The sequence below is a fragment of the Pseudomonas sp. Tul2A7 genome, assembly GCF_054790505.1.
Genome location: NZ_CP186499.1, coordinates 2,388,318 through 2,403,334 on the forward strand (window position 1 = coordinate 2,388,318; position 15,017 = coordinate 2,403,334).

13 protein-coding genes are annotated in these 15,017 nt (G+C 59.7%); 6 read left to right on the forward strand and 7 right to left on the reverse strand.

Annotated elements, in window-relative coordinates:
- Positions 1-44: 44 nt before the first annotated feature.
- Both elbB and ACOYXJ_RS10680 read right to left on the reverse strand, forming a co-directional pair.
- Positions 45-713, reverse strand: coding sequence for an isoprenoid biosynthesis glyoxalase ElbB (gene elbB, locus ACOYXJ_RS10675; RefSeq protein ID WP_038359087.1), 669 nt, complete (start codon positions 711-713; stop codon positions 45-47).
- Between the two features lie 279 nt (positions 714-992).
- Complete coding sequence (locus tag ACOYXJ_RS10680; RefSeq protein WP_150730804.1) at positions 993-1,643, reverse strand: DedA family protein; 651 nt, start codon at positions 1,641-1,643, stop codon at positions 993-995.
- 207 nt (positions 1,644-1,850) lie between these two features.
- On the opposite strand from ACOYXJ_RS10680, the gene hemB reads away from it, so the two are divergent.
- Positions 1,851-2,864 (forward strand): porphobilinogen synthase, encoded by a 1,014-nt coding sequence (gene hemB / locus ACOYXJ_RS10685; protein WP_077574993.1) that lies wholly within the window; start codon positions 1,851-1,853, stop codon positions 2,862-2,864.
- Between the two features lie 18 nt (positions 2,865-2,882).
- On the forward strand, positions 2,883-5,108 hold the full coding sequence (gene ppk1, locus ACOYXJ_RS10690) for a polyphosphate kinase 1 (protein ID WP_038359078.1): 2,226 nt from the start codon (positions 2,883-2,885) through the stop codon (positions 5,106-5,108).
- Positions 5,109-5,354: 246 nt separating this feature from the next.
- On the opposite strand, the gene ppx is transcribed toward ppk1, so the two are convergent.
- From ppx to ACOYXJ_RS10715, 5 genes are all read right to left on the reverse strand, one after another.
- Positions 5,355-6,857 (reverse strand): exopolyphosphatase, encoded by a 1,503-nt coding sequence (ppx, locus tag ACOYXJ_RS10695; protein WP_016985904.1) that lies wholly within the window; start codon positions 6,855-6,857, stop codon positions 5,355-5,357.
- 220 nt (positions 6,858-7,077) lie between these two features.
- Positions 7,078-7,815: an amino acid ABC transporter ATP-binding protein gene (locus ACOYXJ_RS10700; protein ID WP_007911148.1), complete on the reverse strand. Its 738-nt coding sequence runs from the start codon at positions 7,813-7,815 to the stop codon at positions 7,078-7,080.
- On the reverse strand, positions 7,802-8,452 hold the full coding sequence (locus tag ACOYXJ_RS10705; RefSeq protein ID WP_460369376.1) for an amino acid ABC transporter permease: 651 nt from the start codon (positions 8,450-8,452) through the stop codon (positions 7,802-7,804). The genes ACOYXJ_RS10700 and ACOYXJ_RS10705 overlap by 14 nt, the downstream gene beginning before the upstream one ends.
- A complete protein-coding gene (locus ACOYXJ_RS10710) occupies positions 8,449-9,117 on the reverse strand; it encodes an amino acid ABC transporter permease (RefSeq protein ID WP_460369378.1) in 669 nt (222 codons plus the stop codon). The genes ACOYXJ_RS10705 and ACOYXJ_RS10710 overlap by 4 nt, the downstream gene beginning before the upstream one ends.
- A 21-nt stretch (positions 9,118-9,138) precedes the next feature.
- Entirely contained in the window at positions 9,139-9,924 is a 786-nt protein-coding gene (locus tag ACOYXJ_RS10715) for a transporter substrate-binding domain-containing protein (RefSeq protein WP_007911166.1), read from the reverse strand.
- Positions 9,925-10,180: 256 nt separating this feature from the next.
- Between ACOYXJ_RS10715 and ACOYXJ_RS10720 the strand changes: the two genes are divergently transcribed.
- From ACOYXJ_RS10720 to ACOYXJ_RS10735, 4 genes are all read left to right on the forward strand, one after another.
- Complete coding sequence (locus ACOYXJ_RS10720) at positions 10,181-10,888, forward strand: FadR/GntR family transcriptional regulator (protein ID WP_460369380.1); 708 nt, start codon at positions 10,181-10,183, stop codon at positions 10,886-10,888.
- 120 nt (positions 10,889-11,008) lie between these two features.
- Entirely contained in the window at positions 11,009-11,338 is a 330-nt protein-coding gene (trxA, locus tag ACOYXJ_RS10725) for a thioredoxin TrxA (RefSeq protein WP_003206727.1), read from the forward strand.
- A 250-nt stretch (positions 11,339-11,588) separates the two neighbouring features.
- Positions 11,589-12,848, forward strand: coding sequence for a transcription termination factor Rho (gene rho, locus ACOYXJ_RS10730; protein ID WP_003229334.1), 1,260 nt, complete (start codon positions 11,589-11,591; stop codon positions 12,846-12,848).
- 140 nt (positions 12,849-12,988) lie between these two features.
- Positions 12,989-14,944, forward strand: a complete 1,956-nt coding sequence (locus ACOYXJ_RS10735; RefSeq protein ID WP_460369382.1) for an acyltransferase family protein — start codon at positions 12,989-12,991, stop codon at positions 14,942-14,944.
- Positions 14,945-15,017 lie beyond the last annotated feature (73 nt).

Sequence of the window (15,017 nt, forward strand, 5' to 3'; positions counted from 1 at the left end):
ATACACCGCCATCGCGAGCAGGCTCACTCCTACAGTAGACCGTGTCAGGCGTCGTTTTCGTGGGTCAGTTCGAGGACGCGATCCACGAGCTTGTTGATCCCCGAAGCCGCCTCACTGATGTTCTGCGCCAGCATGTAAGCCGGGGTCGTCACCAGTTTGCGCGCCTTGTCTTCGATGATTTCCGTTACCGCACAATCTTCATGGGTGGCGCCCATCTTGTTCATTGCCGTGGCCGTGTCGGCGTCGTTGCCGATGGTGCAGGTCACGCCCGGGCCATAGATCTTCGCCGCCAATGCCGGGGAAATGCACATCAGGCCCACCGGTTTGCCCGCTTCGGCAAATGCCTCGGCCAGTGCCAACACTTCCGGCTGCACGCTGCAGCCTGCGCCTTCAACGGCAAAGTTCGAAAGGTTCTTCGCCGCACCAAACCCACCCGGCACGATCAGCGCATCGAAGTCGTCGACGTCGGCTTCGCGGATGTCCTTGATGTTGCCGCGGGCAATCCGCGCTGATTCCACCAGGACGTTGCGCGACTCGGGCATTTCTTCGCCGGTCAGGTGATTGATCACATGCAATTGCGCGATGTTCGGGGCGAAGCACTGCACCTGCGCGCCGCGTTGGTCGAGGCGCAGCAGGGTGATGACGCTTTCATGGATCTCGGCGCCGTCGTACACGCCACTGCCGGACAGGATCACTGCAACTTTTTTGCTCATGGGTTTCTCTCCAGATTCATGGCGCTAAATGTCCACTAAATTGTCGCGCGTTGCCATAGGCCCAAGTCGCGGCTGCACCTGCATGGAGCGCTTTCTACATGGATCGCAACAACGGCGGGGTGTTCATTATTTGGCAAGTCTGTTGCGTGATGAGCGGGTGATTTTTGGCGTGAGAACGCCGCTGACGAACGGAAGTCCGCTAGCGCAGAGGGGGATAAATGACTGAAAGAGGCGGCCAGCCCGCGCAGTGCACAGGGCTGTACGCCAGTCGCCAGCGAGTTACTCGGCTGGCGTCTTCGGTTCGGCAGGTTTGCTCACTTCAGCTTGATTCAGCAGTGCAGCTTTTGCGGCTTGCTCGTCGGCGTAGACCTGCCTGGCGAGACGGGCATTCTTGAAACGACGGCGCAGCCACAGGCCAACGCCCAGCACCAGAAATGCACCCAACACCCACAGCTCGTACTTCTTGATACTGCCGAGCATGCCTTCCAGCACCGCCCCGAAGTGGTAAGCCGCAGCGGCCAGCGCGGTCGCCCAGATCGCTGCACCGATGCCGTTGAGCAGCAGATAACGCCCCGGCGGATAACCCGACAGACCGATCGCCACTGGCATCACTGTGCGCAAGCCATAGACGAAGCGGAAGCTCAGAACCCAGATGTCCGGATGCTTGCGAATGTGCTCCAGCGCGCGGTCGCCCATCATCTGCCAGCGCGGTTTGCGCGCGAGCAATTTGCGTCCGTGCTTGCGCCCCAGGAAATACCACAGCTGATCACCGGCATAGCTGCCGAAGAACGCCACGACCACCACCATATTGATGTCCATGTATCCACGGAACGCGAGGAAGCCCGCGAGCACCAGAATGGTTTCGCCTTCGAAAAACGTGCCGAGGAACAAGGCAAAGTAGCCAAAGTCATGCAGAAATTGTTGGAGCATTGTCTGGGTGCTGGCGAAATGAACGCGCAGCCTAACCCTTCGGACACATTCATGAAAGTGTCCAAATGTGTCTCGACGTGAACAATTCCTACACTGACAATGGAATGCGGCTACATGTCACGGGGCACACATAACTGTCATCTGTTCGTCATAATGGCCGTCTATAACTGTCACGCTCGCCCGTTTGCGCGGGCTCAGGAGTCCGCCGTGAGCTTTACCCCTGCCAATCGTCTGTTCCCTGCCACACGCCTGCGCCGCAATCGTCGTGATGATTTTTCGCGTCGGCTGGTGCGGGAAAATGTGCTGACGGTCGATGACCTGATCCTGCCGGTGTTCGTGCTCGACGGTGAAAACCGCCGCGAAGCCGTGGCCTCGATGCCCGGTGTAGAGCGGTTGACTATCGATCTGTTGCTCGAAGAGGCTGCGAAGTGGGTCGAACTGGGGATTCCGGCGCTGGCGCTGTTCCCGGTCACTCCACCTGAATTGAAATCCCTCGACGCCGCCGAAGCCTGGAATCCTCAAGGCATCGCCCAGCGCGCCACCCGCGCGCTGCGAGAGCGTTTCCCGGAACTGGGGGTGATCACCGACGTTGCGCTTGATCCGTTCACCACCCACGGTCAGGACGGCATTCTCGACGAAGAAGGCTACGTACAGAACGACATCACCGTCGACGCGCTGGTCCGTCAGGCCTTGTCCCATGCCGAAGCCGGCGCTCAGGTTGTCGCGCCGTCGGACATGATGGATGGTCGCATTCAGGCAATCCGCGAAGCACTGGAAATCGCCGGTCACGTCAACGTGCGGATCATGGCTTACTCGGCCAAGTACGCCAGCGCCTATTACGGCCCGTTCCGCGATGCCGTGGGTTCAGCCTCGAACCTTGGCAAGGCCAACAAGGCCTCCTATCAGATGGACCCGGCCAACAGCGACGAAGCGCTGCACGAAGTCGGTGCGGACTTGTCTGAAGGCGCGGACATGGTCATGGTCAAACCGGGCATGCCGTATCTGGACATTCTTTTCCGGGTAAAAGATGCCTTCAAAGTGCCGACCTTCGTCTATCAGGTCAGCGGCGAATACGCCATGCACATGGCGGCGATCCAGAATGGCTGGTTGAGCGAGGCGGTGATTGTCGAATCACTGACCGCCTTTAAACGTGCCGGCGCTGATGGCATCCTGACTTACTTTGCTGTCCGCGCCGCTCAATTGTTACGAGAGCAGAAATAGCCCTCCCAGGAACATTCAATGAATACCGAAGGACTCACGGAAGTTGCAGTAAAAGAAGCTCAACCGGTGGTCGAGCAAATCACCGAGACCCCGCCGGAGCTGGAGCCTGCGCCACCCGCGCCCGTCGCCGAACCTGTCGCGGCGGCGCCAGTGATTGCGATACCGGGCCTGGATGACAGCAGCCTGTACATCCACCGTGAGCTTTCGCAACTGCAATTCAATATCCGCGTGCTGGAACAGGCGCTGGACGAGTCCTATCCGTTGCTGGAACGCCTGAAGTTCCTGCTGATCTTCTCCAGCAACCTTGACGAATTCTTTGAAATTCGCGTCGCCGGCCTGAAGAAGCAGATTACCTTCGCCCGTGAACAGGCCGGTGCTGACGGCTTGCAGCCGCATCAAGCGCTGGCGCGGATCAGCGAGCTGGTCCATGGTCACGTCGATCGTCAGTACGCGATCCTCAACGACATTCTGTTGCCGGAGCTGGAAAAGCACCAAGTGCGCTTCATCCGTCGCCGCCACTGGACGGTCAAGATCAAGACCTGGGTGCGCCGCTATTTCCGTGACGAGATCGCACCGATCATCACCCCGATCGGCCTCGACCCGACGCACCCGTTCCCGTTGCTGGTGAACAAGAGCCTGAACTTCATTGTCGAGCTGGAAGGTATCGACGCCTTCGGTCGCGACTCCGGTCTGGCGATCATCCCGGCGCCGCGCCTGCTGCCACGGATCATCAAGGTGCCGGAAGAAGTTGGTGGCCCCGGCGACAACTATGTGTTCCTGTCGTCGATGATCCACGCCCACGCCGATGATCTGTTCCAGGGGATGAAGGTCAAGGGCTGCTACCAGTTCCGTCTGACCCGAAACGCCGACCTCGCGCTCGACTCCGAAGACGTCGAAGACCTGGCCCGCGCCCTGCGTGGCGAGTTGTTCTCGCGCCGCTACGGCGATGCGGTGCGTCTGGAAGTCGCTGACACTTGCCCGAAACACCTTTCGGACTATCTGCTCAAGCAGTTCAACCTGAGCGAGAGCGAGCTGTATCAGGTCAACGGCCCGGTCAACCTGACGCGGCTGTTCAGCATCACCGGTCTGGACAGCCATCCGGAGCTGCAATACACGCCGTTCACCCCGCAGATCCCGAAACTGCTGCAGAACAGCGAAAACATCTTCAGCGTAGTCAGCAAGCAGGACATTCTGCTGCTGCACCCGTTCGAGTCGTTCACCCCGGTGGTCGACCTGCTGCGTCAAGCCGCGAAAGACCCGCACGTTCTCGCTGTACGCCAGACCCTGTACCGCTCCGGCGCCAACTCCGAGATCGTCGATGCGCTGGTGGATGCCGCGCGTAACGGCAAGGAAGTCACGGCGGTCATCGAGCTGCGTGCGCGGTTCGACGAAGAGTCCAACCTGCAACTGGCCAGCCGTCTGCAAGCGGCCGGTGCGGTGGTGATCTACGGCGTGGTCGGCTTCAAGACCCACGCCAAGATGATGCTGATCCTGCGGCGTGAGGCCGGCGAAATCGTCCGTTACGCGCATCTCGGCACCGGTAACTACCACGCCGGTAACGCCAAGCTGTACACCGACTACAGCTTGCTGACCTCCGACGACGCTTTATGCGAAGACGTCGGCAAACTGTTCAGCCAGTTGATCGGCATGGGTAAAACCCTGCGCATGAAGAAGCTGCTGCATGCGCCGTTTACTCTGAAGAAGGGCATGCTCGACATGATTGCCCGCGAAACCCAGTTCGCCGTCGAAGGCAAGCCGGCGCACATCATTGCCAAGTTCAACTCGCTGACCGATCCGAAGATCATTCGCGCGCTGTACAAGGCCAGCCAGTCAGGCGTGCGCATCGATCTGGTGGTGCGCGGCATGTGCTGTCTGCGTCCGGGGATTGCCGGGGTTTCGCACAACATTCATGTGCGCTCGATCATCGGCCGCTTCCTTGAGCACACGCGGGTGTTCTACTTCCTCAATGGCGGCGACGAGCAGATGTTCCTCTCCAGCGCCGACTGGATGGAGCGCAACCTCGACAAGCGCGTCGAGACTTGCTTCCCGGTCGAAGGCAAAAAACTGCTGACCCGGGTGAAGAAAGAGCTGGAGCTGTATCTGACTGATAACACTCATAGCTGGAGCTTGCAGTCGGACGGTCGTTACATCCGCAACACGCCGACCGGTAACCAGAACCCGAGGAGTGCGCAGGCGACGTTGCTGGAGCGGTTGGGTAGCCCGATATTGCCGGTGAGCAGCTAAAGCCAAGAGCAAAAGAGCCCCTCACCCTAGCCCTCTCCCGGAGGGAGAGGGGACTGACCGAGGTGTCTCACGCTATACGCCGACCTGAGAAATCGAGTCGAACTCAGGTTTTGAAAAGTCCACAAATCGGCTCCCTCTCCCTCGGGAGAGGGCTGGGGTGAGGGGAAGGTTCACCTCCGCTCTCAAGTCGAACCCTATAAAAAAGGCGATCCAGAAGGATCGCCTTTTTTGCGCCTAAGATTTAACTCAGTGAACAGTCAGCACAATCCCCACCCGCGTCAGCCAATCCGCCTCAAGCCCGAAATCCGCCTGAGTCAGTTGATTCTCATCCAGCCAGTTCTCCGGGAATTCCACATCCAAAGTGTTGCCCTTAGCGTGCAACACCACCTGCGGCATCGCCTGCGTGCCACGAATGTGATGGAACAGGATCGCAAAGCGCAGCAATACGCACAGGCGAATCAGCTTGTCGCCGTCGTCACCGAAATCGGCAAACTTGTCCTTGGGAATGTTGCGGCGGTGGCCGCGCACCAATAGCGCGAGCATCTGCTGGTCTTCGCGGGAGAAGCCGGCGAGGTCCGAGTGTTCGATCAGGTAAGCGCCGTGCTTGTGATAGTGATAGTGAGCGATGTCGAGGCCGACTTCGTGCACTTTCGCCGCCCAGCCGAGGAGTTCGCGCCAGATACCGTCATCCAGTTCCCAGTCCACCGCGACCTGATCGAACGCGTGCAAGGCTTTGCGTTCCACACGCGCCGCCTGCTCCAGATCGACGTGATAGCGCTCCATCAGCGAAGTTAACGTACGTTCGCGCACGTCTTCATGATGATGGCGACCGAGCAGGTCGTAGAGCACGCCCTCACGCAGGGCGCCGTCGCAGTGATCCATGCGTTGCAGTTCGAGGGCGTCGAAAATCGCCTCGAGAATCGCCAGACCTGCCGGGAAGATTGTTCGGCGGTCCGGCTTGATGCCTTCAAAGTCGATCTTGTCGACGTCGCCGAGCTTGAATAGCCGACGCTTCAACCAGGCCAGACCTTCGGCATTCACTTCGCCAGTGCCATGACCGCCGGCCTTTAGTGCCAGGCCGATGGCGCGGATGGTGCCCGAGGAACCGATGGCTTCATCCCAGGTCAGGCGGTGCAGGGCGTGTTCGATGCTCATGATCTCCAGCCGTGCTGCGGTGTACGCCTGGGCGTAGCGGGCCGGGGTGATCTTGCCGTCCTTGAAATAGCGTTGGGTGAAGCTGACGCAGCCCATTTGCAGGCTTTCACGCAGCAGCGGCTCGAAACGCTGGCCGATGATGAACTCGGTACTGCCGCCGCCGATGTCGGCGACCAGACGTTTGCCCGGGGTGTCGGCGAGGGTGTGCGATACGCCCAGATAGATCAGACGCGCTTCTTCACGGCCGGAAATGACTTCCACCGGGTGGCCGAGGATTTCTTCGGCGCGGTGGATGAATTCGAGGCGGTTGCGCGCTTCACGCAAAGCGTTGGTGCCAACGATGCGCACGGCGCCGAGCGGCATACCGTTGATCAGTTGGGCAAAGCGCTTGAGGCAATCGAGGCCGCGCTGCATCGATTCTTCGTTGAGCTTGCGCTCATCGTCGATGCCGGCAGCCAGTTGAACCTTCTCGCCGAGGCGCTCGAGAATGCGGATTTCGCCGTTCTGGGCCTTGGCCACGACCATGTGAAAGCTGTTCGAGCCCAGGTCGATTGCGGCGATCAGGGACAGATTCTTGGCTTGGGATTGCGGCATGGTCAGGGGGTCTCGGTCGATAACCCCGACATCGTGCCACGATCAAACGCTGGCGCCAACGCGCATGGTTCAAACCGCCGGAGCGCGCCCCCCGAACCTGATCGTTCCCACGCTCTGCGTGGGAATGCCTCACCGGACGCTCTGCGTCCGCTTTCGGGACGCGGAGCGTCCCTGGCTGCATTCCCACGCGGAGCGTGGGAACGATCAGGATGAGGCAGATTCAGGCTGTCGCTTCAACCGTGCCAATAAAGTTTGCCAGCTCCGCCGTCTGCGGATTGGCAAACAACACCTTCGGATCCCCCACCTCATGCACCTTGCCATGGTGCATGAACACCAATTTGTCTCCCACCTCGCGGGCAAAGCGCATTTCGTGGGTGACCATGATCAGCGTCATGCCTTCCTTGGCCAGTTGCCGCACGACGCTGAGCACTTCATTGACCAGTTCCGGGTCGAGCGCCGAGGTGATTTCGTCGCAGAGCAAAACCTTCGGCGACATCGCCAGCGCCCGGGCAATCGCCACGCGCTGCTGCTGACCGCCAGAGAGTCGATCCGGGAACGCATCAAACTTTTCCCCAAGACCCACGCGCTCGAGCATCTCGCGCGCCAGTTCCGCCGCTTTGGCTTTCGGCACTTTCTGCACCACTTGCGGCGCGAGCATCACGTTTTCGCCGACGGTCAGGTGCGGGAACAGGTTGAATTGCTGAAACACCATGCCGACTTTCTGCCGCAGGCTGCGCAGATCGGCGCGGGCGGCGTCGAGGTATTCGCCGTCGACTTCGATCACGCCGTCGTTGATTGACTCCAGACCATTAAGCGTACGCAGCAGGGTGGATTTGCCCGAGCCGCTGCGGCCGATGATTGCTACCACCTGGCCTTCCTCGACGCTGAGGTCGATGCCTTTGAGCACGTGGTGATCGCCGTAGTATTTATGCAGGGCGGAAATTCTAAGCAGAGGCATGCAGTCTCCTTTCCAGGTAGCGCGCACTGAGGGACAAGGGGTAGCAGAGCAGGAAGTAGCCGAGGGCGACGAGGCCGTAGACCATGAACGGTTCAAACGTGGCGTTGGCGAGCATGCCGCCGGTCTTGGTCAGCTCGGTAAAGCCGATGATCGAGGTCACGGCGGTGCCTTTGACCACTTGCACCGAGAAGCCCACGGTCGGTGCCACGGCGATGCGCAGTGCTTGCGGCAGGATCACATAGCGCAGTTGCTCCAGCGGATTGAGCGCCAGACTCGCCGAGGCTTCCCACTGGCCATTGGAGATCGACTCGACGCAGCCGCGCCAGATCTCTGCCAGATAGGCGCTGGTGAACAAGGTCAGGGCAATCGCTGCGGCCATCCACGGCGAGATTTCGATCCCGGCCAGCGCTACGCCGAAGAACACCAGAAACAGCTGCATCAGCAGTGGCGTGCCTTGGAACAGCTCGATCCAGGTGCGGGCGATGCTGCTAGACAGCGTATTTTTCGAAATGCGCATGATCAGGATCAGCAACCCGACAATCCCGCCGCCAATGAACGCCACCAGCGACAATGCCAATGTCCATTGCAGGCCGGTGAGCAGGTTGCGCAGGATGTCCCAGAAGGTGAAATCGCTCATGCGCGGCTCCTGCTGATGTAGCGCCGGCCGATCCAGTTCAGCAACTGGCGGATCAGCAGCGCCATGCACAGGTAGAGCAGCGTGGTCAGCGCATAGGTTTCAAAGGCGCGGAAGTTGCGCGATTGAATGAAGTTGGCGGCAAAACTCAACTCTTCGGTGGCGATCTGCGAACACACCGCCGAGCCGAGCATGACGATGATGATCTGGCTGCTCAGCGCCGGCCAGACCTTGCCCAGCGCCGGCAGCAGCACCACATGGCGGAACGCCTCGAAGCGCGTCATCGCCAATGCCGCTGCGGCTTCCAGTTGCCCGCGCGGGATCGCCTGAATGCCGGCGCGAATGATCTCGGTCGAATAGGCGCCGAGGTTGATCACCATCGCCAGCACCGCCGCTTGCCACTCGGAAATCTGCACGCCAAGCGACGGCAAACCGAAGAAGATGAAGAACAACTGCACCAGAAACGGCGTGTTGCGGATCAACTCGACGTAGACGCCGAAGATCGCCGAGAACGGGCGGATGTTCCACGCTCGCACCAGTGCCCCGACAATCCCGACGCCAACCCCGAGCAACGCGCCGATGGCCGTCAGCTCAAGGGTGAACAGCGCCCCGCGCAACAGCAGGTCGGTGTTCTGCACCACCGGCATGAAATCGAACTGATAAGCCATGAAGGTCTCCCGCGCAGTCGATCAGAGATCGGCCGGCAGCGGCTCTTTCAGCCAGGTCTGCGAATTCTTTTCCAGTGCGCCGTCAGCCTTGGCGGTGGTCAGGATGTCGTTGACCTTGGCCAGCAGCGCCGCTTCGTTCTTGTTCACGCCGACGTAGACCGGCGAATCCTTGAGCTTCACTTTCAACGCCGGCACGCGTTTCGGGTTCTTCTCGCTGATCGCGACCATCACTACGTTGCCGCTGGCGATCAGGTCGACCTGGCCGGCGAGGTAAGCGGCGATGGTCGAGTTGTTGTCTTCGAAGCGTTTGATGGTCACGCCTTCGGGGGCGACCTTGGTCAGTTCGATGTCTTCGATGGCGCCACGGGTGACGCTGATGGTCTTGCCCTTGAGGTCGTCGAGGCTGGCGATCGCCGCGTCTGGCGGGCCGAACACGGCGAGGTAGAACGGTGCATAAGCGCGGGAGAAGTCGATGACTTTCTCGCGCTCGGGGTTTTTGCCGAGGCTGGAGATCACTAGGTCGACCTTGCCGGTGGTCAGGAACGGAATGCGGTTGGTGCTGTTGACCGGGGTCAGTTCGAGTTTGACCTTGAGTTGATCGGCCAGCAATTTCGCCGTGTCGATGTCCAGACCACGAGGTTTCATGTCCGGGCCGACCGAGCCGAATGGCGGGAAGTCCTGGGGCACGGCGACTTTCAACGTGCCGCGCTTGACCACGTCGTCCAGACCGTCGGCGTGAGCGGGAGCCTGGCTGAGCAACAAAGAGGAAAACAGGGCGGCGAGGAGGGCGCTGTAACGCTTGGTCATGAACAATCTCCGGATCGGCGGGAAGTGATTTCTGCGTTCGGACAGAGCATGGGCCGTGCCAATACGTGGCTTTCGTCGTGGCAGGCCGCGGTTTCAGCGGGTTTGTTCGGTCTTACTGGTCTGAACAGTCAGGTTGTTTTTCGCACCGCTATCGCGCATCGCTCCGCAGCACCGAACCCCGCTGGGGCACGACTTGCCGGACTCGGCGAATAGCTTTACAACTAGCCGCACATTGGCCTGGCGCGTCTGAAAAAACATGAATTCGATTTCCCGTGCGGTACCCGAAGTGGCGCTGCAAGCGATCCGCAAACTGATCACCGAGCAGGGTTTCGGCGCGGGTGATGCCTTGCCGTCGCAACGGGATCTGGCGCTGCAATTGGGCGTGAGTCGGGCGTCGTTGCGTGAGGCGTTGTCGTCGCTGAGTGCGCTGGGTGTGGTCAGCATTCAGCCGGGCAAGGGCGTGTTCGTGCAGTCGCCAGTGGAATTGTCGCGTGGCGAAAACGCACCGGGCTGGTCGTTCGCGGCGCAGGCGTCGCCACTGGACATCTTTCAACTGCGCTATGCGCTGGAAGGATTTGCGGCGGGGCTGGCGGCGGTGACGTTGAGCACGTTCGATCTGGATGCGCTGGAAGACAATGTCGCGGCCATGCGCGATCAGTTGAAGGCCGGCGACTTTGACGCGGCGGCGAAACTCGACTTCGAGTTCCACCGACGCATTCTGCTGGCCAGCGGCAATCAGGCGATGCTGAGCATCCTTACGGCCAGCGCTGAAATGTTCTTGGAGAGCCAGAAACTACCGTTCATCCGTGCCGAACGCGCCATGGAAACCTGGCAGGAACACCGCAAGATCCTCCGCGCCCTCGCTCGCCGGGCCTCTGCTGCTGCGCAAAAAGCCATGCAGGAACACGTGCGCAACGCCGCCCTGCGTACCGGAATTTCCTTCATCGCCCCCGCCACGGCGTGACTTGAGCTATACCCAAACTCATCGAGTGCCATAGCAAGACTCAATCAACTGCGGCTTCCTGAACAGGGGAAGGGCGGCTATGATGGGCCACGTTTTTTTGCTTACAACCTGGAGAATTCCATGAGCAGCGATCTTATCAAACACGTTAGCGACGCTAGCTTCGAAGCCGACGTACTCAAGGCCGAAGGCGCTGTCCTGGTCGATTACTGGGCTGAATGGTGCGGTCCTTGCAAAATGATCGCTCCGGTACTGGACGAGATTGCCGAGACTTACAAAGGCAAGCTGACCGTTGCCAAACTGAACATCGACGAGAACCAGGAAACCCCGGCCAAGCACGGCGTGCGTGGTATCCCGACCCTGATGCTGTTCAAGAACGGCAACGTTGAAGCGACCAAAGTCGGCGCCCTGTCGAAGTCGCAACTGGCTGCTTTCCTCGACGCCAACATCTAAGCGTCGCTGTAAAGTGCCTGAAAAAAAGCCCCGCAAAATAGCGGGGCTTTTTGCGTATTCAGGGCTAGACGCTCTGAAACTCAGGTGGTACATTCGGCCCCGCACTGGTTTCTCCATTGCCCCCTGCTAGCCGTCGCCGACGCACTCCTTTTCGAATTAGTTCGCGATCCTGTCGCCTTCTCCGCGGCGCGGCCTCATTAAGCCAAAAGCTTAATTTCCCCCCCTCCATAAATGATTACGTCATTCCTATATGAATCTGACTGAACTCAAGCAAAAGCCGATTACCGAACTGCTCGAATTGGCCGAACAGATGGGCATAGAAAATATGGCCCGTTCGCGCAAGCAGGACGTGATTTTCTCCCTGCTGAAAAAGCACGCGAAAAGCGGCGAGGAAATCTCCGGTGATGGCGTGCTGGAGATTCTCCAGGACGGCTTCGGCTTCCTGCGCTCCGCTGACGCTTCCTACCTGGCCGGCCCGGACGATATCTACGTCTCGCCAAGCCAGATCCGCCGCTTCAACTTGCGCACCGGTGACACCATCGTTGGCAAGATCCGCCCTCCGAAGGAAGGCGAGCGGTATTTCGCTCTGCTCAAGGTCGACACGATCAACTTCGATCGTCCCGAGAACGCGAAAAACAAGATTCTCTTCGAGAACCTGACCCCGCTGTTCCCGACCGTGCGCATGAAGATGGAAGCCGGTAACGGTTCCACCGAAGACTTGACCGGTCGTGTAATCGACCTGTGCGCCCCGATCGGCAAAGGCCAGCGCGGTCTGATCGTTGCACCGCCGAAAGCCGGTAAAACGATCATGCTGCAAAACATTGCAGCGAACATCGCCCGTAACAACCCTGAAGTTCACCTGATCGTGCTGCTGATCGACGAACGTCCGGAAGAAGTGACCGAAATGCAGCGCACCGTGCGCGGCGAAGTGGTTGCCTCGACCTTCGACGAGCCGCCGACCCGTCACGTGCAGGTTGCTGAAATGGTGATCGAGAAGGCCAAGCGCCTGGTCGAGCACAAGAAGGACGTGGTGATCCTGCTCGACTCCATCACCCGTCTGGCCCGTGCCTACAACACCGTGATCCCGAGCTCCGGCAAGGTATTGACCGGTGGTGTCGATGCCCACGCTCTGGAGAAGCCAAAGCGTTTCTTCGGTGCTGCGCGGAACATCGAAGAAGGCGGCTCGCTGACCATTATCGCCACCGCGCTGGTTGAAACCGGCTCGAAGATGGACGAAGTGATCTACGAAGAGTTCAAGGGTACCGGCAACATGGAACTGCCTCTGGATCGCAAGATCGCCGAGAAGCGCGTGTTCCCTGCGATCAACATCAACCGCTCCGGCACCCGCCGCGAAGAGTTGCTGACCGCCGACGACGAACTGCAGCGCATGTGGATTCTGCGCAAGCTGCTGCACCCGATGGACGAAGTGGCTGCCATCGAGTTCCTGGTCGACAAGCTGAAAACGACCAAGACCAACGACGAGTTCTTCTTGTCGATGAAGCGCAAGTAATACGTAAGCGGTTTGAAAAAGAACGCCCCGAAAGGGGCGTTTTTTTTTGCGCCGGATTATTTGTGTCTGGATTGAAATGTACGCTGCTGATAACTTTCGCGCTTTCCAGGGACGCTGTATCCAAAAAGAGAAAGGTTTTCATGCACACGTTTGGCAATCGCCGTGATATCGACGGATTACGGGCACTGGCGGTTATTCCTGTCGTACTGTTTCATTTCGGATTCAGTACATTCAGTGGCGGATTTGTCGGGGTGGACGTCTTTTTCGTCATTTCCGGATTCCTGATCACCACCATTCTGTTCCGAGAAATCAGCGCACAGCGCTTCAGGTTCATTGATTTCTGGGCGCGCCGTGCCCGTCGCATCATTCCTGCGCTGAGCGTGGTCATGCTGGTCACGTTGGCGCTGGGCTGGCTGCTGCTGACGGCCAAGGACTTCTCCGAACTTGGGCGAACAGTGCGCTATCAGTCATTGTTCATCTCCAACATCCTGTTCATGCGTGAGGATGGCTACTTCCAGCCGGCCTCCGATCTGAAGCCGCTGCTGCATACCTGGTCGCTGGCGGTAGAAGAGCAGTACTACATCTTCTTTCCGCTGCTGATGGCGGTGCTGATCCGTTATGTCCGGCATTGGCGCTGGATGTTGTTCGCGGTGTTGCTGGTGTCGTTCGGCTTGAATATCGCGTATATCGAACACAAACCGGAATTCACCTTCTTCTCGCTGCCGACCCGGGCCTGGGAGCTGCTCTGCGGCGCGATGCTCGCGGTGACACCGGCGCCGAAGCAGGCGGTGCGCCCGTGGTTGTATCAAACGGTTGGCATCACGGGTCTGGCTGCCGTGCTGTTTGCGGTGTTTACGTTCGACAAATCTACGGTGTTTCCGGGCTGGGCGGCGTTGCTGCCAGTACTGGGTACCACGGCATTGATCTGGTCGGGCGCGCAGGGTCAGAGCTGGACCGCGCAACTCTTGAGCCTGCGGCCGTTGGTCTGGGTCGGGTTGCTCTCCTATTCGCTGTACCTGTGGCATTGGCCGGTCTTTGTCTACGCCAACGCGATTTCCATCGACGGTATTCAGCCTGTCGAGGCGTTCGCCTGGATGGCCATGGCGCTGGGACTGGCGTGGCTGAGCCTGCGCTATGTCGAGTTGCCGTTTCGGGAAAAACGCCTGCTGGCCGGGCGTAACGCCATATTGGCCGGGGCTGTGGCTGCGATTGTCGTGTTGGTGGCGACGGGCTCGGCGATCCGTTCAGCTGACGGTGTGCCACAACGGCTGACCGGCAAAGCGCTGGAATATGCACAGTCGCGGGAATGGCGCGCCGGGCAGATGAAGTGCATGTTGGTCACCCAGGACAAGTCGCTGGACAAGGCATGCCTGGTGGGTGGGCGCGAGGATGTCCCGGCCACGCAATTGTTCTGGGGCGACAGCCACACCGCTGCGTTGCTGCCGGCCATCGAAAGCAATGCCCGCCGCGAAGGACGTCCGGTGTGGCTGTACAGCATGAGCGCCTGCCCACCGATTCTGAGCGATGATCCGCGTCAGCGTTGCAAAGACTTCAACGAACAAACCATGGAGCGTGTGCGCAGCCTGGGTATCAAGGACGTAGTGCTGGCCTCGAACTGGAGCCTTTATGTGTACGGCCGTGAAGACGGCGATAAAAAAGTACTGCTCAACGCCCACGACACTACTGCCCAGGCCGAGCAACGCATGGCCGTTGCACTCAAGGCGCGAGTGGCCGCGCTGAGAGCGGCGGGCGCGCAAGTCTGGTTGTTCAAAGAAGTGCCTTTACAACGTAAAGGCATCATCAACCGGTTGACCAGTCTGGCGCGCATCGGGCGTTCGGCCGAGGGGCTGGGCCGTCCGCTTGAAGAGCATCTGGCGCGACAGCAGTTCCTCAGTACCTTGTTCGACGCCATGAGCGCTGCCGATCCGGGGGTTCACGTGATCGATCCAACACCGCTGATGTGTGCGAACGGAATCTGCAGTATCGAGGTCAATGGTCATTCGCAGTACAAGGATGAGGATCACCTGTCGGATGTCGGCAGCGCCCGACTGAGCCCGCTGTTTGCACCGTTGCTGCTGGGCGCGAGGCACAATTGAGCGATGCCGGTGCCTGACGGGCTGCTGTTTGCCCGTCAGAGCAGGTAGGATGTACGCCTATTTTGAGGGTGCC